18 protein-coding genes are annotated in these 18,786 nt (G+C 71.1%); 9 read left to right on the forward strand and 9 right to left on the reverse strand.

Translation table 11 applies throughout. The features are described 5' to 3' along the window. Nucleotides 1-12: 12 nt before the first annotated feature. The 3 genes from ACIRC0_RS03420 to ACIRC0_RS03430 all read right to left on the reverse strand — a co-directional run bounded on the left by ACIRC0_RS03420 (nucleotide 13) and on the right by ACIRC0_RS03430 (nucleotide 3,984). The gene (locus ACIRC0_RS03420; RefSeq protein ID WP_403610589.1) at nucleotides 13-2,064 is read right to left on the reverse strand and encodes a phosphocholine-specific phospholipase C; all 2,052 of its coding nucleotides are present in this window, start codon (nucleotides 2,062-2,064) and stop codon (nucleotides 13-15) included. Between the two features lie 249 nt (nucleotides 2,065-2,313). Continuing rightward, nucleotides 2,314-3,390, reverse strand: a complete 1,077-nt coding sequence (locus ACIRC0_RS03425) for an NAD(+)/NADH kinase (RefSeq protein WP_403610592.1) — start codon at nucleotides 3,388-3,390, stop codon at nucleotides 2,314-2,316. Between the two features lie 240 nt (nucleotides 3,391-3,630). Further along, nucleotides 3,631-3,984 carry a winged helix-turn-helix transcriptional regulator gene (locus tag ACIRC0_RS03430; RefSeq protein WP_403610595.1) on the reverse strand — a complete coding sequence of 118 codons (354 nt, stop codon included), beginning with the start codon at nucleotides 3,982-3,984 and terminating at the stop codon, nucleotides 3,631-3,633. 139 nt (nucleotides 3,985-4,123) lie between these two features. Between ACIRC0_RS03430 and ACIRC0_RS03435 the strand changes: the two genes are divergently transcribed. The 4 genes from ACIRC0_RS03435 (at nucleotide 4,124) to ACIRC0_RS03450 (ending at nucleotide 7,637) form a co-directional block, all read left to right on the forward strand. After that, the gene (locus ACIRC0_RS03435) at nucleotides 4,124-5,155 is read left to right on the forward strand and encodes a zinc-binding alcohol dehydrogenase family protein (RefSeq protein WP_403610597.1); all 1,032 of its coding nucleotides are present in this window, start codon (nucleotides 4,124-4,126) and stop codon (nucleotides 5,153-5,155) included. 306 nt (nucleotides 5,156-5,461) lie between these two features. After that, nucleotides 5,462-6,526: a Rieske 2Fe-2S domain-containing protein gene (locus ACIRC0_RS03440; RefSeq protein ID WP_403610600.1), complete on the forward strand. Its 1,065-nt coding sequence runs from the start codon at nucleotides 5,462-5,464 to the stop codon at nucleotides 6,524-6,526. Beyond that, nucleotides 6,523-6,705: a hypothetical protein gene (locus ACIRC0_RS03445; RefSeq protein ID WP_403610603.1), complete on the forward strand. Its 183-nt coding sequence runs from the start codon at nucleotides 6,523-6,525 to the stop codon at nucleotides 6,703-6,705. The genes ACIRC0_RS03440 and ACIRC0_RS03445 overlap by 4 nt, the downstream gene beginning before the upstream one ends. Next, entirely contained in the window at nucleotides 6,702-7,637 is a 936-nt protein-coding gene (locus ACIRC0_RS03450; RefSeq protein WP_403610605.1) for a PDR/VanB family oxidoreductase, read from the forward strand. Before ACIRC0_RS03445 ends, ACIRC0_RS03450 begins: the two co-directional genes overlap by 4 nt. 201 nt (nucleotides 7,638-7,838) lie before the next feature. On the opposite strand, the gene ACIRC0_RS03455 is transcribed toward ACIRC0_RS03450, so the two are convergent. Genes ACIRC0_RS03455 through ACIRC0_RS03470 form a run of 4 tightly spaced genes read right to left on the reverse strand, consistent with a single transcriptional unit; the run spans nucleotide 7,839 to nucleotide 11,888 of the window. After that, nucleotides 7,839-8,654 carry an ABC transporter permease gene (locus tag ACIRC0_RS03455; RefSeq protein ID WP_200420407.1) on the reverse strand — a complete coding sequence of 272 codons (816 nt, stop codon included), beginning with the start codon at nucleotides 8,652-8,654 and terminating at the stop codon, nucleotides 7,839-7,841. A gap of 49 nt (nucleotides 8,655-8,703) precedes the next feature. Then, nucleotides 8,704-9,594 carry an ABC transporter permease gene (locus ACIRC0_RS03460; RefSeq protein WP_403610610.1) on the reverse strand — a complete coding sequence of 297 codons (891 nt, stop codon included), beginning with the start codon at nucleotides 9,592-9,594 and terminating at the stop codon, nucleotides 8,704-8,706. Nucleotides 9,595-9,603: 9 nt separating this feature from the next. Continuing rightward, complete coding sequence (locus ACIRC0_RS03465) at nucleotides 9,604-10,809, reverse strand: ABC transporter substrate-binding protein (protein ID WP_403610612.1); 1,206 nt, start codon at nucleotides 10,807-10,809, stop codon at nucleotides 9,604-9,606. Between the two features lie 41 nt (nucleotides 10,810-10,850). After that, a complete protein-coding gene (locus ACIRC0_RS03470) occupies nucleotides 10,851-11,888 on the reverse strand; it encodes an ABC transporter ATP-binding protein (RefSeq protein ID WP_403610614.1) in 1,038 nt (345 codons plus the stop codon). A gap of 122 nt (nucleotides 11,889-12,010) precedes the next feature. On the opposite strand from ACIRC0_RS03470, the gene ACIRC0_RS03475 reads away from it, so the two are divergent. Beyond that, complete coding sequence (locus ACIRC0_RS03475; RefSeq protein WP_403610616.1) at nucleotides 12,011-12,748, forward strand: FadR/GntR family transcriptional regulator; 738 nt, start codon at nucleotides 12,011-12,013, stop codon at nucleotides 12,746-12,748. Between the two features lie 249 nt (nucleotides 12,749-12,997). Here ACIRC0_RS03475 and ACIRC0_RS03480 read toward each other — a convergent pair whose 3' ends face one another. Continuing rightward, nucleotides 12,998-13,666 (reverse strand): hypothetical protein, encoded by a 669-nt coding sequence (locus tag ACIRC0_RS03480; protein ID WP_403610618.1) that lies wholly within the window; start codon nucleotides 13,664-13,666, stop codon nucleotides 12,998-13,000. Between the two features lie 221 nt (nucleotides 13,667-13,887). Between ACIRC0_RS03480 and ACIRC0_RS03485 the strand changes: the two genes are divergently transcribed. Genes ACIRC0_RS03485 through ACIRC0_RS03500 form a run of 4 tightly spaced genes read left to right on the forward strand, consistent with a single transcriptional unit; the run spans nucleotide 13,888 to nucleotide 17,774 of the window. Continuing rightward, nucleotides 13,888-14,544, forward strand: coding sequence for a helix-turn-helix domain-containing protein (locus ACIRC0_RS03485; RefSeq protein ID WP_403610621.1), 657 nt, complete (start codon nucleotides 13,888-13,890; stop codon nucleotides 14,542-14,544). Between the two features lie 32 nt (nucleotides 14,545-14,576). Further along, the gene (locus tag ACIRC0_RS03490) at nucleotides 14,577-15,107 is read left to right on the forward strand and encodes a toxin-antitoxin system, toxin component (protein WP_366026182.1); all 531 of its coding nucleotides are present in this window, start codon (nucleotides 14,577-14,579) and stop codon (nucleotides 15,105-15,107) included. A gap of 20 nt (nucleotides 15,108-15,127) precedes the next feature. Further along, nucleotides 15,128-16,336, forward strand: coding sequence for an MAB_1171c family putative transporter (locus ACIRC0_RS03495; protein ID WP_403610624.1), 1,209 nt, complete (start codon nucleotides 15,128-15,130; stop codon nucleotides 16,334-16,336). Further along, on the forward strand, nucleotides 16,320-17,774 hold the full coding sequence (locus tag ACIRC0_RS03500; protein ID WP_403610626.1) for an FAD-dependent monooxygenase: 1,455 nt from the start codon (nucleotides 16,320-16,322) through the stop codon (nucleotides 17,772-17,774). Before ACIRC0_RS03495 ends, ACIRC0_RS03500 begins: the two co-directional genes overlap by 17 nt. Nucleotides 17,775-17,884: 110 nt before the next feature. Here the strand turns inward: ACIRC0_RS03500 and ACIRC0_RS03505 are convergent, their stop codons facing one another. Next, nucleotides 17,885-18,547 (reverse strand): TetR/AcrR family transcriptional regulator C-terminal domain-containing protein, encoded by a 663-nt coding sequence (locus tag ACIRC0_RS03505; protein ID WP_403610629.1) that lies wholly within the window; start codon nucleotides 18,545-18,547, stop codon nucleotides 17,885-17,887. Between the last annotated feature and the right edge of the window lie 239 nt (nucleotides 18,548-18,786).

An 18,786-nucleotide genomic window follows, 5' to 3' on the forward strand; every position in this document is an offset into this window, starting at 1 on the left:
CGGAGTCTCCCGTCACTCCGTCACGATCGCGGGGTCGCTCACACCCGGCCGCCCGTTCTCCACGTGCCCGGCGCAGCGCCGCACGAAGGACGGGTCGGCGTCGGAGGTGACGGTGAGGTCGTACCAGCGGCTGCTCGAACCCAGGTCGACGGTGCGCTTCACGGTGGCACCGGGGCGCACCGTGACCGTCTGCGGGCGGCCGCCGTAGCCGCTGGTGACCTTCAGCGTCACCGTGCCGGGACCCTTGTTGGTGAAGGTCAGCGCGAGGTCGTCACCGGTGTGCCGGGCGGTGACCTCGGGACCGGCGGCCGTGCCGCGGCCCTTGAAGACGCGCAGGAAGCCATTCGGGCCGTGCACGGTCAGGTCGTAGGAGCCGCCGGAGTACGCCGAGTTCCAGGTGTCCGAGACCGACGTGCCGGCCTCGGTGGTGTAGCTCCAGGGGCCGTCGGTGCGGTTGCCGGAGGTGACCAGGAAGGCGGCACCGGCGTGCGCGCCGGAGGCGAAGGCCAGGGTGAACGTCCCGGCCGCGGTGTCCGTCGAACCGTCCACGGACGGCGCGTACTTCAGCGGGCGGGTGGGCCGCAGACCGCGCTCCTGCTTGGGCAGGACTCCGTTGGCGGGCGGGGTCGGCACGTAGTCGGGGTGGCGATCCCGGTCCGGCGGCTGGTAGCCGTCGGTGGACGGCAGCACGACCGGCTTGGTGTCCTTGCGGGAGAAGTCGAAGGCGGAGGTCAGGTCGCCGGATATGGCGCGCCGCCAGGGGGAGATGTTCGGCTCGTGCACACCGAAGCGGCGCTCCATGAACCGGATGACGGAGGTATGGTCGAGCGTCTCGGAGCAGACGTAGCCGCCCTTGCTCCACGGGGAGACGACCAGCATCGGCACGCGCTGCCCGAGTCCGTAGGCGCCGGGGACGTGACTGCCGTCGCCCTTGAAGAGGTCCGGGCCCACGTCGACGGTGGACTTGCCCTGCGCGGCGGAGGCGGGCGGGAACGGCGGTATCAGGTGGTCGAAGAAGCCGTCGTTCTCGTCGTAGGTGATGAACAGGGCCGTCTTCGCCCACACCGCCGGGTCGGAGGTGAGCGCGTCGAGGACCTGGGAGACGTACCAGGCGCCGTAGTTGGCGGGCCAGTTGGGGTGCTCGGTGAAGGCCTCGGGGGCGACGATCCAGGAGATCTGCGGCAGCTTGCCGGACTTGACGTCGGCCTTGAGCTGGTCGAAGAAGCCCTCGCCCTTGCGGGCGTCGGTGCCGGTGCGGGCCTTGTCGTAGAGCGGGTCGCCGGGCCCCGCGGTCTGGTACTGGGTGAAGTAGAGCAGCGAGTTGTCGCCGTAGTTGCCGCGGTAGGCGTCCTGGATCCAGCCCCAGGAGCCGTTCGCGTCGAGGCCGTCGCCGACGTCCTGGTAGATCTTCCAGGAGACCCCCGCCTTCTCCAGGCGCTCGGGGTAGGTGGTCCAGCTGTAGCCGACCTCGTCGTTGCCGAGGACCGGGCCGCCGCCCTTGCCGTCGTTGCCGGTGTAGCCCGTCCACATGTAATAGCGGTTCGGATCGGTGGAGCCGATGAACGAGCAGTGGTACGCGTCGCAGATGGTGAACGCGTCGGCGAGCGCGTAGTGGAAGGGGATGTCCTCACGCGTCAGGTACGCCATGGTCGTGGAGCCCTTGGACGGCACCCACTTGTCGTACTTGCCCCCGTCGAAGGCGGCGTGCCCGTCGTTCCAGCCGTGCGGCAGGTCCTGGATGAAGGCGAGGCCCAGGTCGTCGGCGTCGGGGTGGAACGGCAGGATGTCCTTGGTGCCGTCCGACTGGTGCCAGACCGTCTTGCCGTTCTGCAGGGTCACCGGGCGCGGGTCACCGAAGCCGCGGACGCCTCTGAGGGTGCCGAAGTAGTGGTCGAAGGAACGGTTCTCCTGCATCAGGACGACGATGTGCTCGACGTCCTCGATGGTGCCGGAACGGTGGTTGGCGGGAAGGGCCGCGGCGCGCTCGATGCTGCTGGAGAGCGCGGTGAACGCGGCGGTGCCGCCCGTAAGTTGGAGGAATCGGCGCCGATTCACTTCAGGCATGACGGGGTGACCTCTTGTCCTGACGGGGCGCGATACGCCGGGTGGTGAGGGAACCTGCGCGAAGGGAGTGTTCCAGGAGCACCAAACGTCAGGAAAGGGTGCGGTGGCGCCCATGTGAAAGTCGGCGGTACGGGAGATGTGGGGCCGGCCAAGGGCCGTTGCGGTGTCGGCCAACACCCGGTGTGGGAGCCGCCAAGAGCTGCCCAAGGGGGTCGCTCACGCGGCGGGCCCGCGGGCGAATCCGCTCGATCAGGTGTGGCGTCGGCCGTCCGCCGGCGGGCCGATGGGCAGTGCCAGGTGCGCCAGGTCGTCCGGCCGAGGGGTGGTCACCGGCCAGAGCGGCGCGGGGGTTCCGTCGACGACGGCCGCCGGGGCGTCGGTCAGCTTCATCCGCTCGCGCAGGCGGCCGTAGAAGTCCATCGGGCCCAGCCGGATGGCCCTCAGGCGCCGTGGGGCGGGATACACACCGATCCAGTCCCCGGGGTACAGGACGCCGCGCAACTGGCCGTCGATGCTGACGGCGGCCTGGCCCGACCGTTCGAGCACCTTCAGCGCGACGGGTTCGTCGGGCGCCGCCACCACCGAGCGGTTGAACGCCATGTGCGGGGCGACCGGCGTGAAGACCAGGGCCTCCGCGCGGGGCGAGACGACCGGGCCACCGGCGGCGAAGCTGTAGGCGGTCGAACCCGTCGGTGTGGCCACCAGCAGCGCGTCGGCGGAGTAGGAGGCCAGGAGCCGGCCGGCGAGGTAGACGCCCACCGACACCTGCCGGTCCCGTGCCAGCTTCTCCAGTACGACGTCGTTGAGCGCCATGACGTTCAGCGGGATGCCCCAGTCGTCGCAGACCTCGCAGTGGGCGCGCACCTGCGGAGGCGGCAGGAGCGGTCCGCGCCCGTACCGTGTGAGCGCCTCCATCTCCGGCGGCACCTCCAGACGGCGCGAGGCGCGCAGGGTGAGCAGCATGCGGTGGTCGACCGAGAACCGGTTCTGCCGGACGGCGTCGAGCGCCTGGCGTACCAGCGTGACGGGCACCTCCGTCAGGAAGCCCACCCGGCCGACATCGACCCCCAGGACCAGGGCGTCGTTCTCGGCGGCGAGCCGGGCACCGCGCAGGAAGGTCCCGTCTCCGCCCAGCGTCACGATGAGATCCGGGTCGCCCGCGGAGTCCACCTCGTCCCGGGCATGGCGCCGCCCACCGTCCTGCCACACGTCGATGTCCGCGTACTGCACTGCGTGCTCGGCGCACCACGCTCGCACGGTCCGCGCCGCGTCCACGGCTTCGGCACGGCCGCCGTGGACGACCAGACCGATACGTCCCACCGTCACGTCTCCGCCTCCCCGTCACCTCGCGGATGATCGCCTGCCGCGCAGACCGGGCCGGTTCCCGCTCACCACGCCCACCTCCAGTCTGGACGCGTTCCGCCCATGCTTCAGCACGGGACGGGTGCGAGCGGACCATCCCGCCGAGCGAGCCGCCTTCCCGCGGGCTACCGCGGGCGGCTCCGTCTGCGGAGGGGGCCTGGGGGCTTCGCCCGCGGCGCGTGCACCGGAAGCGAGACGGCGTTCCTAGGCGATCTCGTCGACGTGGTCCTCCACCCAGAGCCGCAGCTCGGCCAGCGGCCGGGCCACACTGCGTCCCAGGTCCGTGAGTGCGTACTCCACGTGCAGCGGCACCGCGGGGTAGATGGTCCGGTCCACGAACCCCTTCTCCTCCAGGCGGCGGAGAGTGGAGGTGAGCACCTTGGGGCTGACGCCCTCCAGGCGCCGCTGCAGCGCTCCGAAGCGCTGGGGCCCCTCCTCCATCGCCCCGATCGCCAGTGCCGACCACTTGTTGGCCAGCAGATCCAGCACCTCACGACACGGGCACTGGGCCGCATAGACGTCGTGGTGGTCGTGTCGTTCGGATGTGCATGTCGTCACCAACGGTCGCGTCCTCCCTCGTGCCTGGACCTCTACCAGCTTACTTCCCATCGGGAAGTAGGTGCCGTTGCAAGTTACTACCTCCCCGGAGTTACGTTATCGCCGCAGCCAGCACCCGCGGCACCACAAGGAGCAAGAGATGAGTGAGATCCCGACCACCATGCCGGCGGTCGCCTACCGCAAGAGCCTTCCCGTGGACGACGCCGAGAGCCTGGTCGACGTCACGCTGCCGGTGCCGCGGCCCGGCCCCCGTGACCTGCTGGTACGAGTCGAGGCCATCGCGGTCAACCCGGTGGACTACAAGGTGCGGCAGAACAACGACCCGGGCGGCGAGCCCAAGGTCCTCGGGTGGGACGCCGCGGGCACGGTCGTCGCCGTCGGCGACGAGGTGGAGGCGTTCAAGGTCGGCGACGAGGTCTTCTACGCCGGAGCCATTGACCGGCCCGGCACCAACGCCCTCTTCCACGCCGTGGACGAGCGCATCGTCGGCCACAAGCCCGCCACCCTCTCCTTCGCCGAGGCTGCGGCCCTGCCGCTGACGTCGCTCACCGCGTGGGAGGGCCTCTTCGAGCACCTCGGCCTGCGCGACGGCGCCCTGGAGAAGACCGGCACCCTGCTGGTCACCGCGGCCGCGGGCGGTGTCGGTGCGATGGTGGCCCAGCTGGCGCGCGCGCTGACCAGCCTGACGGTGATCGGTACCGCCTCGCGCCCGGAGACCACCGAGTTCGCCCGCCGCATGGGGGTGTCGTACGTCGTCGACCACCGCAAGCCCCTGGCCCCGCAAGTGGCCGAGGCGGCACCGGACGGAGTGGACTTCGTCTTCAGCACCGCCAGCACGGACCAGAACCTGGCCGCCTACGCGGACATCCTCAAGCCGCTCGGACGGCTCGTCGCCATCGACGACTTCGGCCCGGTCGAGATCGGCCTGCTCAAGTCCAAGAGCATTTCGTTCCACTGGGAGTTCATGTTCACCCGCTCGCTTCACCAGACACCCGACCAGGCAGTGCAGCGGCACATCCTCACCCAGATCGCCCGCCTGGTCGACGCCGGGATCCTCACCACCACCGCCACCACCGACCTCGGCACGATCAACGCGGAGCACCTGCGCGAGGCGCACCGCGTCCTGGAGTCGGGCAAGGCCATCGGAAAGATCACGTTGACCGGCTTCTGAACACTCCCCACGGCGGGTCCGTCGGGCGCCGTTCCGCGGCGCGACTGCGAGGACCCACGGCGAGCCGCGTTCGCCCTGCCGAGGCGTCGCCCGGGTGACGCCTCGGCAGGTACGCGTGTGCTTGACGCGGCCTCGGTGAGGCGCGCGACGAGCTGCTCGCCGGCCGCAAAAGCACGCCGGTCACTCCAATCAGCCCTGTGAACAGGCCTTTTAGATCGATCCTTCCGTGAGGCGGAAGCCGTATTGCGCCCCTGCGAGCCCCTTCCGGACCATGTCGCCACGACAGAGAGACGGGAGCCAGCCCCCATGCCTCACATGACCGCCTTCGCCAGGAACCAGTGGTACGTCGCCGCCTACAGCCATGAGGTCGGGCGCGAGTTGCTCGGCCGTACGATCCTCGGTGAGCCGCTCGTCTTCTACCGCACCGAGGACGACGGCACCGCGGTCGCCCTGGCCGACCGCTGTGTCCACCGCCGCTTCCCGCTCTCGGAGAGCCGGCTCGACGGGGACCGCATCGTCTGCGGGTACCACGGGTTCACGTACGACACGACGGGCGCCTGCGTGTACGTGCCGGGGCAGAAGCGCATCCCGCGTACGGCCCGTGTCGCCTCGTACCCGGTCGTCGAGCAGGACTCCCTGGTGTGGGTGTGGATCGGTGACCCGGCGCTCGCCGACGCGGGCACCATCCCGCGGGCGAAGCACCTCGACTCCCCGGACTGGGTCACGGTGCGCGGCATGGAGCCGATCGACGCCGACTACGGCCTGCTGGTCGACAACCTGCTCGACCTCTCCCACGAGACGTATCTGCACGGCGGCTACATCGGCACCCCGGAGGTCGCCGAGACGCCGATCACCACCGAGGTCGACGAGGGCGCCGGCATCGTGCGGGTCAGCCGGCACATGGACGACGCCGAGTGCCCGCCCTTCTACGCCCGCTCCACCGGTATCGAGGGCCGCATCACCCGCTGGCAGGACATCGAGTACCACGCCCCCTGCCTCTACCTGCTGCACAGCCGGATCGCGCCGGTCGGCGTGCTGCCCGAGCCGGACGGCAGCGACCCGAACGGTTTCCACACCGAGATCACCTACGCGATCACCCCGTCCTCCGACGGCAAGGTGTACGACTTCTGGGCCGTCTCCCGGGACTTCGCGAAGGACGACGAGGAAGTCACCACGTTCCTGCACGACTTCAACCACACGGTCGTCATGCAGGACGTCGACGCGCTCAACCTGCTGCAAAAGACGCTCGGCACCGAGCGGGCCGGCTACCAGGAGCTGAGCATCAACATCGACACCGGCGGTCTCGCCGCCCGCCGTATCCTCGCCCGGCTGGTCGAGGAGGGCGACAAGCCGGTGGAGAAGGTCCAGTGAGCACGCCCCCCGGTTCTGCGCTGCGCGAGGTCTACCGCATCGACTGGCTCCCGGGCACCGACATCCTGCACGGCACCTGCCACTGCGGCGCCGAGCACACCGCCCAGGACCCGGTGGAGATGTGGGAGTGGATGCTCGCCCACCCCGAAGGACACCAGCCCCGAGGAACCACCTCATGACCGCGTACGAAGCCGAACTCGTCGTCGACCGTCGCGAGCCGGCGGCCGAGGGCGTGATCGCCCTCACCCTGCGCCACCCGCTGGGCGAGGAACTGCCGGCCTGGGAGCCGGGCGCCCACGTCGACGTCCTGCTCGGGCCGGGACTGGAGCGGCAGTACTCGCTGTGCGGCGATCCCGCGGACCGGCAGGCCTGGCGGATCGCCGTGCTCCGCGAGGCAGACGGGCGGGGTGGGTCGGCTCACGTCCACGAGCAGGTGCGCGAGGGTGACAAGGTGCGCGTGCGGGGACCGCGCAACCACTTCCCCCTGCACGCCTCCCCCCGTTACCGCTTCATCGCCGGCGGCATCGGCATCACGCCCATCCTGCCGATGCTCGCCGCGGCCGAGGCGGCGGGCGCCGAGTGGACCCTGCTGTACGGCGGCCGCACCCGCCGCTCCATGGCGTTCACCGCGGAGTTGGAGCGGTACGGGGACCGGGTCACCGTCGCCCCGCAGGACGAGACCGGGCTGCTGGACCTGGCCTCGGTGCTGGACGACGTGCCCGACGGCACGCTCGTCTACTGCTGTGGCCCCGGCCCCCTGCTGGACGCGGTGGAGGAACGCTGCCCCGCCGGCACGCTGCGCGTCGAGCGGTTCCAGCCCAAGGAGCGACCGGCCGGGGACGACGGGGAGTTCGAGGTCGTCCTCGCGCAGAGCGGCCGTACGCTCACCGTCCCGCCGCACGTCTCCGTCCTCGACACCGTGCGCGACGCCGGCGTGGAGGTGCTGTTCTCCTGCACGGAGGGCACCTGCGGCACCTGCGAGACCGACGTCCTGGAGGGCACCCCGGACCACCGGGACTCGGTGCTGACGCCGGAGGAGCGGGAGTCCGGCGAGACGATGATGATCTGCGTGTCGCGGTGCCGGGGCGGGCGGTTGGTGCTCGACCTCTGACCGACGGGCGTTCCCCGATGGGCCGGGGGGTTACGGGCCCGCCCCGCAGCCCTCGGTCCTCGTGCCCCGGTAGCAGGACCCGGCCCCAGTGCCCGTATCCAGGACCGGTCCCAGGGCCCATGTACGCAGGACCGGTCCCAGGGCCCATGTACCAGTGCCGGTCCCGGTGCCCCGGTGCCGGGACCGGGGCCGGGGCCGGTCCTAGATCCGGCTCTCCGTCGCCGTGTCCGCCGACAGTCGCTGGGCTACGTAGATCGGGATCACCGAGAGCAGGACCAGCACCGCCGCCACCACGTTCACGACGGGCGCCTGCTGAGGGCGTGTCATGTTGTTGAAGATCCAGATCGGCAGGGTCTCGATGCCGGGGCCCGCGGTGAACGTCGTCACCACGATCTCGTCGAAGGACAGCGCGAACGCGAGCAGCCCGCCCGCGAACAGCGCCGAGCGCACCAGCGGGAAGGTCACGTCGACGAAGGCGCGGAACGTGTCGGCCCCCAGGTCCATCGCCGCCTCCTCGTAGGAGCCCGAGGTGCGGCGCAGCCGTGCGACCACGTTGTTGAAGACGACGACGATGCAGAAGGTGGCGTGCCCGACGATCACGGTGAACAGGCCGAGACCGACGCCGAGGGGCTGAAGGACCGTGCTGAACGCCGAGTTGAGCGCGATGCCGGTGACGATGCCGGGCAGCGCGATCGGCAGGACGACCACGAACGAGATGGTGCCGCGGCCGAAGAAGCGGTGCCGGGCCACCGCGAACGCGATGAGCGTGCCCAGCACCAGCGCGATGGCCGTGGCGCCGAGGCCCGCCTTCACCGAGACCCAAAGCGCGCTGCGGGCACCCGCGTTCTCCCAGGCCACCGACCACCAGTGGAACGTCCACCCGGGCGGGGGCCAGCTCGCGCTGCGGTCCGGGTTGAAGGAGTTGACCAGGACGAGCGCGAGCGGGACGTAGATGACCGCGAAGCCGAGCCCGGCGGCGATGCGCAGCGCGATGCGCGCGGAACGGGACAGTTGCATGACGTGGGACCTCTTCTGGAGGCTGCCGAGTTGTGGTGGCTCGGGAGTTCTACAGGCTGCTGAGCGCGCCGGTGCGGCGCATCGCCAGCAGGTACAGCACGATGACCACCACCGGGACCGTGCCCAGCGCGGCGGCCATGGGCAGGTTGAGCTCGATGTTGGAGTAGACGAGGTTGCCGATCAGCTGGGTCTTGCCGCCGACGATCTGCACGGTGATGTAGTCGCCGAGGCTGAGCGAGAAGGTGAAGACCGAGCCGGCGGCGACGGACGGCAGCACCATCGGCAGGACGACCGAGCGGAAGGTCCGGCCGGGCCGCGCCCCGAGGTCGGCGGAGGCGTCCAGCAGGTTGGCGGGCATCTGCGCCAGTGCCGTGTGGACGGGCAGGATCATGTACGGCAGCCACAGGTACGTCAGCGTGATGATCGCCGCCGGGAGGCCGAACCCGGGTCCGCTCAGCCCGAACGGCTTCAGCATCCAGTCGGCGAGCCCGCCCTCGGACAGGATCAGCCGCCACGCGTACACCTTGACCAGGTAACTCGCCCACAGCGGGGTGAGGATGGCGACGACCAGCAGCGGTCGCCACCTGGGCTTCGCGACGCGCGCCGTGTAGAAGGCGAGCGGGAAGGCGATCACCGCGCACAGGACGGTGACCGCGAGGGCCACGACGATGCTGCGCCAGATGACCTGGCGGAAGACGGAGGTCGTCAGCAGCGCGTGGAAGTTGTCGGTCGACCAGACCTTCACCACCTCGGAGGTGAAGGAGTCCGTCGTCCAGAACGCCGAGACGAACAGCACTGCGAGCGAGCCGAGGTAGAGCACGGCCAGCCACAGCAGGGGGGCGGTGAGCAGCAGGGACAGCCGCAGCCGCGGGCGGCGGTGCAGCATCCCGGCGAGCCGCCGAACGGGGGCCCGTCCGGCGGCCTGCGCGGTGGCGGTCATCGTCGTGCCTCAGCCCTTGATCTCGGTCCAGGCCTGGACCCACTTGGCGTACGGCACGCACTTGACGTCGCTGCGGCCGTCGAGGCACTGCTCGATGGGCGTGTTCCAGAAGGCGATGTTCTTCCAGTACGCCGTGTCGGCGGCGTGGAAGGTGGTGCAGAAGTTCTTGTCGCTGGTCTGCTCGCACGCCTTGGCGTTGGCGGGGGCCTCACCGAAGTACTCGGCGACCTGCGCGTTGACCTTCGGGGAGATGATCCAGTTCATCCACTGGTAGGCGCAGTTGGGGTGCTTGGCCTTGGAGTAGAGCATCCAGGTGTCGGACCAGCCGGTCGAACCCTCCTTGGGCACGATGGCGTTGACCTTGGCGCCCTCGCTCTTCGCCAGGTTGGCGATGACCTGCCAGGTGGTGCCGACCACGGAGTCGCCGCTCTTGAAGGCGGAGACCTCCTTGAGGTAGTCGCCCCAGTACTCGCCGATGTATCCGTTCTGCTTCTTGAGCAGGTCGACGGCCGCGTCGAACTGCTTCTGGTCGAGCGCGTACGGGTCCTTGATCTTCAGCTCGGGCTTGGTGGCCTTCAGGTACAGCGCCGCGTCGGCGATGTAGATCGGGGAGTCGTACGCCGTCACATGGCCCTTGTACTTGGCGGCGTCGTCGAAGACGGCGGACCAGGACGTCGGCGCGGGCTTGACCTTCTCCGTGTTGTACATGAGCAGGTTGGCGCCACGGCCGTGCGGGATGCCGTACGCCTTGCCCTTGACGGAGTTCCAGGCCTGCAGCTTCAGGTCGCTGAAGACGTCCTTGTAGTTCGGCACGAGGTCGGTGTTGACCGGGGCGGCGTCACCGGAGGCGATCAGGCGCAGGGAGGCGTCGCCGGAGGCGGAGACGGCGTCGTACTCGCCGGTCTTCATCAGCTTGACCATCTCGTCGGAGCTGGCCGCCACCTTGGAGTGGACCTGACAGCCCGTCTGCTTCTCGAAGTCGCCGACCCAGTTCACCTTGGGGTCGTTGGAGCCGTCCTCGACATAGCCGGCCCAGGCGATCAGGTTGACCTGCCCCTCGGTCTTGCCCAGCTTCGACTGCGCCTCGAGGTCGGGCGGGTTGAGGCCGGTGGACGAGGAGGAGCCGCCCGAGCCGGAGCCGGACGAGCCGCAGGCGGTGGCCGCGAGCAGCACCGCGGCACTGGCGGCGACCTGGAGGGTTCGGGTGAGACGCACGACGTTCTCCATACGTGACGGTGACCTGGCGTGGGGGATGGTCAGCGGGCGGTGGGGACCTGGACGGCGTGGCGGCGGTGCCACGTGAGGCGCACCCGGGTGCCTCGGTAGGCGGCGACGTCCTCGGAGGAGGTCTCCAGGTTCTGCTGGAGCGCGGTGAGGCGGCCGCCCGCGTCGAGGTCGACGAGGAAGCGGGTGGCGTCGCCGAGGTAGACGACCTCGGCGACGGTGCCGGTGGCGGTGGAGTGCTCGGGCTCGTCGGCGAGGGCGAACTCCTTCAGCACCCGGATCTTCTCGGGCCGGATGCTGTACGTGCCCGGGGCGCCGGTGACCCGCTCGGCGGCCTCGCCCTGCAGCAGGTTCGAGGTGCCGACGAAGGAGGCGACGAAGGCGGTCGCGGGGCGCTCGTAGATCTCGGCGGGGGTGCCGATCTGTTCGATGCGGCCCTGGTTGAAGACGGCGATGCGGTCGCTCATCGTCAGGGCCTCCTCCTGGTCGTGGGTGACGAACACGAAGGTGATCCCGACCTCGCGCTGAAGGGCCTTGAGCTCGACCTGCATCTGCTCGCGCAGCTTGAGGTCGAGGGCGCCGAGCGGCTCGTCGAGCAGCAGGAGGCGGGGGCGGCCGACGAGGGCGCGGGCGAGTGCGACCCGCTGGCGCTGGCCGCCGGAAAGCTGGCTCGGCCGCCGCTTGCCGAAGCCTTCGAGGCGTACGTCGGCGAGCGCCTTGCGGGCCCGCTGGAGCCGTTCGGCCTTGGGCACCCTGCGGACCTTGAGGCCGTAGGCGACGTTCTGCTCGACGGTCATGTGCGGGAAGAGCGCGTAGTCCTGGAAGACGGTGTGGACGTCCCGCTCGAAGGGGGCGAGGCCGGTGACGTCCTGACCGGCCAGCTCCACCGTGCCGGAGGTGGGGCTCTCGAAGCCCGCGATCATGCGCAGGACGGTCGTCTTGCCGGAGCCGGACGGGCCGAGCATCGAGAAGAACTCCCCGTCGGATATCTCCAGGTCGACCCCGGCCACGGCGCTGGTGCCGCCGAACTCCTTCCGCAGGCCCTGCAGCCGGATCGCGCTGCCCTCCATGGACGGGAACCTTTCTGGAGCACTCTTCCGTTCTTACCTAGGGTCGTAAAGATATGAAGTCATAGTTCAAAGCTCAAGACCCTCTTAAGGTAAAGGTTGAGTCAACGCACAAGGTGGTGGCCGTGAGGCAGAACAGGGACGGCGCCGCCCGGAGAGCCGTGTTCGCTCCGGTGGACACCCGGGCGCGCGTGGAGACGGTCGTCCGCCGGCTCGGCGACGCCATCGAGCTCGGGCTGCTCGCCGACGGGGAGCAGCTGCCCGGGGAGACGGAGCTGGCCGGGCAGCTCGGCGTGTCCACGGTGACCCTGCGGGAGGCGCTGATGGCGCTGCGGCAGCAGGGGCTGGTCACCACCCGACGGGGGCGCGGCGGCGGCAGCTTCGTCTCGCTGCCCGCGGACCCGGCCGAGGAGCGGATCAGGCAGCGGCTGGCCGGCTGGAGCACGGAGGAGCTGCGCGACCTCGGCGACCACTGGACGGCCGTCTCCGGTGCCGCCGCCCGGCTCGCGGCCGAGCGCACCGAACCGGACGACCTGCAGCACCTGCGGCGCACCCTGGAGGAGTTCGCGGCGGCCGGGGACGCGGCGGCGCGCAGTCGCGTCTACGGCCGGTTCCACGTGGAGCTGGCCGCCGCCGCGCAGTCGGCCCGGCTCACCCGTGAACAGATCGCGCTCCAGACTGAGGTCGGGGCACTGCTGTGTCTCGTCCTCGGGGACGACGCCTATCGCGAGGAGGTGGCCGGCCGCCACCGCTCCCTCGTCCGCGCCGTGCAGGACGGGGCCCGGGATGCGGCCAGGGAACTGGCCGAGCGGTGCGTCCAGGAATCGACGGCTCGGCTCATCGCACTACGGGTGACTCTGTAGGGCCTGCCGGCGTACCGGGTCCCGCCGCCGCACCGGGTCCTGCCGCCGCCGTACCGGATGCTGCCGCCGTACCGGGTCCCGCCGCCGCACCGGGTCCTGCCGCCGCCGTACCGGATGCTGCCGCCGCACCGGGTCCCGCCGCCGTACTGTCGCCTGCCCGGCGACCGCGAGGGCTGACGCACGGCAAGAACGAGCCCCGGCGCCGTCGGTGACCTGAACACCGACGGAGCCGGGGCCTCCGCAGCAGCCTTACGCCGGCAGCTCGGGCACCACGCTGAGGTGGTTCGCCGCGTGCCGGGCGCGGCGCGGGCGGCGGGGGGCCGGTGCCGGGCGGCGGGCCTCGCGCAGCACCAGGGTCAGCCGGGAGTACCCCATGTCCTGCAGGGTCTTGGGGGTCTCCCCCACCACCCGGCAGTCGGTGCCCCAGCGCGGGTCGGGGTGCAGCAACGGCCGCACCGCCCCGTCGTGCTCCACGGCGTGCGGTCCGGCCGCGCGGATCCAGTGCGGCAGGCCGTCCCGGTAGGCGGCCTCCATGATCGGGTCCTGGGCGATGTCCCGGCGGATGGACTGCAGCCCGTGGTCCTGCCCGTGCCGCTCCACGGCCGCGGCGAAGTGCGCGAGCATCGGCAGGCACCAGCTCGATTCGTGCTCGCCGAGGACCGTGCCCGCGTCCGGATGGAACAGCACGAACCGCAGGAAGTTGTCGCAGGGCATGGCCGTCGGATGGGATGCCACCCCGCGGAACAGTGTCCTGAACGCGCTGTTGGCGAGCACCACGTCCCAGCGGTGGTCGAAGACGACGGACGGGAAGGGGACGGCCTCGAGGAGCGTGGCATAGTCCTGCAGATACGCCCGTGCTTCTGGACTCTCGGGGAGGGATCGCGGCTGCGACCGCTGCCCTCCTGCCTGAAACGCCATCGGGAGGTCACCCCTCTTGCCCTTGCGGCCTTCACGTGGCGCCTTGATCCTGGTGCCCCGCATCCGGCGTGTCAACTATCGTGGCATTTGGCGTCTGTTGACGGCTGAATCTCGCCACAGTTGTGGCGAGACCTGGATGTCTGTTCGAGGGAACGGCTACTCTCCGTTTGGTTCCGGGCAAGCGAGAACAACGACCTGAGCGAGACGTAGGAGACCTGTCGGTGACGGATGGCTTCGAGGTGCCGGGAGCCGCGGCGCCGGGTCTGCTGCCGGCCGTCGTGGCCCGTGTCACCGCCCTCGCCGACCGGCTGGGCGTGCCGTACGAGCGGATCTTCGACGTCGCACGGCTGTCGGTCGAGTCCGGCGTCCCGGAGCCGGTGGTGAAGGCCCTGCTGAGCGGAGTGCCCGCCGGGGAGCCGGACCTGCAGGCGCGTTTCCTGCAGCGTCTGGATTTGCTGCGCCGCACCCGGCTCAAACCCAACGGGCGCAAGTACACCCAGCAGGAGATCGCCGACGGCGCGGGCATGTCGCGGCAGCAGGCGGGTGCCCTCATCAATGGCGACCGGCGCCCCACCATGGAGCACTGCGACGCAATTCAGCGCTTCTTCGGCGTGCATGCCGGGTTCCTCACGGCCGAGGACCCGGAGGCGCTCGCGAACGCTCTCCAGCGCTCCGAGCAGGAGCTCCTCCAGCAGCTCGCGGACCGCGAGCGCGCGACGGCCGAGGCCGCCGACGACCCGCTGGAGCGGCTGTTGCAGGACCACGGCGTCCGCGGCATCGCCTGGCGGGCGGCCCAGCTGCCCACCGACCAGCACCGGGACAAGGTCGCCGAGTGGCTGGACATGCTCCTGGAGAGCGTCAAGCGGCCCGAGTCGTGATCCGGGAGAGAACCGTGGGCATCGGAAGGGAAATGCGCCGCCTGTGCGGCGAGTTGGTCGCGGAGCTGTCGCTCCCGGCGCCGGCGGAACCCGCCGACCTGTACGCCGCGCTGTGCGACGGCATGAGCAGACGCCGCGGCCGTCCCGTCCAGTTCCGCACGGCTCCCTTCCCACCGGGCACGGCCAGCGGCCTCTGGCTCGACATGGCCGACCAGGACCTCGTCGTCATCGAGGAACGCACCGCCCCCGACCACCAGTTGGTGATCCTCGGCCACGAGCTGTGGCACATGAACGCCGGGCACCACGGCCACCATGTGGAGGGCGCCGCGGTCGCGGCGCGGCTGCTGAGCGACACGGCGGATCTGCGGGCCACCGTCCACAAGGTCGCCGCGCGCACGCACTTCGACCTCGCCGACGAGAAGGACGCCGAGAGCTTCGGGCTGCTGCTGGCGAGCAAGTGCCGTACCTGGCTGGTCGGTTCGTCCCTGCGCGGGCCCGTGAAACGGGACGACCTGGCCGGGCGGATCGAGGCGTCGCTCGGTTATCGCGGACCGCGGGGCTGAGGGGCGCGGGCGCCGATTCCATGGACGGTTCCAGCTATTACATTCCGGCCGCGGCGATGGGTCTGGCGCTCGCCTTCAAGGCGCCCGCGCTGGCCCGTTCGTGGCGCGATCCGCTGCTCAGGTCGGTGTGCGCGCTGATGGCGCTGGCCGGCCTGGTGTTCTTCTTCGCCGCGCCCCCGACCATCGCGAAGGTCAACGACCTCACCGGCATCACCAATGTCTCGGCACCCCTGGTGTACTGCCTGCTCAGCGCGTTCAGCGCGTCCTGCCTGGTCCTCGTCGTCAACTGGCGCGGCGGCCCGCCCGAGGAGACCCGGCGCACCACCCGGAGGATCATCACCGGGTACGGGGTGGTCGTCGTCGCCCTGGTGACGCTGTTCGCGCTCGGCGACGCCCCGGTGGAACGTCTGGTCGACTTCGACACGTACTACGCCCGCACCCCGTACATGCGCGAGATGATCGTGCTGTACCTGCTGGCGCTCACCGTGGCGGGCGTCGCGATGAACTTCATGTGCGGGCGCTGGGCGCTGCAGGTGCGTGGCTGGCTGCGCGTCGGACTGCTGATCATCGTGACCGGCTATCTGTTCAACCTGGCCTATCTGACGACCAAGTTCACCGCCGTCGTCGCCCGCTGGTACGGCCACGACCTGGACTATCTCAGCAGCGACGCGGCGCCGGTGCTGGCGTCCGCGGGGGCGCAGATCAGTGCGGTCGGCTTCTGCCTTCCGCTGGCCTGCCAGCGCGTCGGGGACAGCTGGAGCACCTGGACGACCTACCGCCGGCTGGGGCCGCTGTGGCGCGAGCTGCGGCCGGTGTCCGCGCACGCGGACCACAGGGTGCGCATCTCCTGGTGGTCGCCGGTCGAACTCCAGGTCACCCAGCGGGAGTCCGACATCCACGACGGCATGCTCGGCCTGTACCCCTACTTCGACTCCGAGGTGCGCTCCCGCGCCTACGCCGCCGCCCTGGCGGCCGGCTCCGACCCCGTCCACGCGCAGGCCGAGGCCGACGCGGCGATGGTGGCGGCGGCCGTGCGGGCGAGGGCCGCCGATCCGGAGGGCAGGGTGATCAGCTCGGCGGGAACGGACAGCGCTCCCGCCGCGTCCCTGGAGGTCCCCCGCGACCTCGTGCGGATGTCGGTCGCCCTGCGTCAGTCACCCGTCGTCGCGGCCGCCCGGGGGCCGGCCGGGACCAGCCCAGGAAGCGACTTCCATGAGCGAACCCGCTAGCACCTCCCCGGACGCGAGACCGCGTCGAGCCGTCGTGATCGGCGGCGGCATGGCCGGCATGCTGGCCGCCGCGGCCCTGCGCGCCCACGCCGACGTCACCGTCGTCGAGCGGGATGTGCTGCCCGAGGGCCCCGAACCGCGCAAGGGGCTCCCGCAGGCCCGGCATGTGCACGTGATCTGGTCCGGGGGCGCCCGCGCCATGGAACAGCTGCTGCCGGGGGTGACCGAGGCGTGGCTCGCGGCGGGCGCCCGGCGCGTCCCGCTGCCCACGGGGCTCGTGTCGCTGCAGCCGCGGGGCTGGTTCCGGCGCTGGCCCGAGATGCAGTTCATGATCGCGTGCAGCCGTGATCTTCTCGACTGGGTGGTGCGTGAGCGCGTCACCGGGAGCGAGCGGGTGACGGTGCTCCAGCGGACCGAGCTGCTGGGCCTGGAGGGCGACGCGTCGCGGGTGACGGGCGTGCGGGTGCGGACGGCCGACGGCGAGGAGCGGGTGCTGGCGGCCGACCTCGTCGTGGACGCCGCGGGACGCGGTTCGCGCGCGGCGGCCTGGCTGAAGGACCTGGGCGTGCCCGCGGCGCCGCTGGAGGAGGTGGACTCGGGGCTCGTCTACTCCAGCCGTATCTTCCGGGCACCCGCGGGCACCGAGGAGTTCCCACTGGTCAATGTGCAGTCGGACGCGACGGTGCCGGTGCCGGGGCGGACCACGACCATCGAGCCGATCGAGGGCGGACGGTGGCTGGTGACGCTGTCGGGCACGCGGGGTGGCGAACCGCCCTCCACCGCCGAGGAGTTCGAGGCGTTCGCGCGCGAGAGCGTGCGGCATCCGGTGGTGGGCGAGCTGATCGCGCACGCGGAGCCGCTGTCGGACCCGGTCGTCACCCGCAGCACGGTCAACCGCCGGCGGTTCTACGAGAAGGTCTACGGCTGGCCCGAGGGGTTCGTGGCGATCGGCGACTCGGTGGCCACGTACAACCCGGTCTACGGGCACGGGCTCTCGGTCGCCGCGCAGGGTGCCGTGGCGCTGGGCGAGCTCGTGGCCCGGCACGGGCCTGCCGCCCCGGGACTCGCTCGGCGGGCGCAGCGGGCGGTGGCCCGTCCGGTTGCGACGGCCTGGGAGTTCGCGACCAGCACGGACATCCACTACCCGGGCGCGATCGGCAAGGCACCGAGCCTTGCCAACCGCGTCCTCGGCGCGTACGTCAACCGGCTGATGCTCACCGCGACCGGCCGGCCGCTCGTCGCCAAGGCGTTCTTCGACGTGGTCACCCTGTCGAAGCCGATGAGCGAACTGGTCCGACCGGCCGTCGTGATCGCCGTCCTGCGCGGCCCCCGCCGCCCGCTCCTGACGGCGCCGCCGCTGACCGCGGACGAGTGGAAGGCGGTCACGGGATCGGCGGAAGGCCCACTGGACGGCGAGGCCCGGGAGAGTGCGGCGTAGCAGCCCCTGTCTCTCAGAGGGGCTGCACCGACTCGGCGCCTGGCGACGGGGGGCGGATTGCGCGGGGAGGCGCAGACGGGACCGGCCCCGGAGGTGAGCCGGCCTGACGCTCATGTCCGGTTCCCTTCGCCGTCGCGTGTCGGGTCGGCGGCGTGGATCAGTTGGCGGAGTGCGCCGTAGTAGACCTCGTGGTCGACGGTGGCGGGCAGGATCGCGGCGACGTGCCCGGTCAGCACCGGGAACTCCTCGGGGTCGAGTGCTGCCAGTGCCGTCCGGGTGGCGGCTTGGGTGGCTCTGGGGTCGCGGTGGTCGACGAAGCCGGCACTGCCGAGGGTGAGCAGGTACATCCGCCGATAGGCGGTGATGGCGGCCTCCGGGGTCATCCCGGCAGCGATCGAGTCGGCGAGCTGTGGCTCCACCAGGCGCTTGAGCAACTGCGGTCCGAGCCAGGGCCGGCTGCCGCGCAGGACGACGAGGCCGGGGTGGGCTGTCAGCAGCTCGTACAGGGCGGTGAAGCGGGCCTCTGTGGCGGTGGCCCAGTCGGTGCCCGGCGGAATGTGGGGCAGGCGGGCGGCGAGTTGGTCGGTGACCAGGTCCAGCAGTCCCGCCAGGGTGGTGCAGCGGCGTTGGAGTGAGGCGAGGGAGATGTCCAGCGCGGCGGCGAGGGTGCGGAAGCTGAGCGCGCCGGGCCCGTCGCGGTCGACGATCGACAGCGCCGTTTCGGCGATGCGTTCGGGTGTCGCGCGGTCCAGCGAAGTGGGTTGCCCAGGCATACGGGTCACTGTACGGTACAGCGTATCGCCACGCCGGGAGTTCCTGTCGCCGGTCCGTCTCGCGGCCCCGGCACCTGCGCTTCGGTGCGGTCCCCGAGGCGGGCGGGGCGACGACCGTCGGGGCGGTCGCGCCGAACCGCGGGCGCGCACCGGATCGCGTTCGCGTTCTGCCTCGGCCTGATCGCCACCGGCCGGCTCAGCCTGGTCGTCACCCCTCTCCCACCCGCAGGAGCGACACC

The sequence above is a fragment of the Streptomyces sp. NPDC093984 genome, assembly GCF_044764595.1.
Lineage (GTDB): Bacteria > Actinomycetota > Actinomycetes > Streptomycetales > Streptomycetaceae > Streptomyces > Streptomyces cynarae.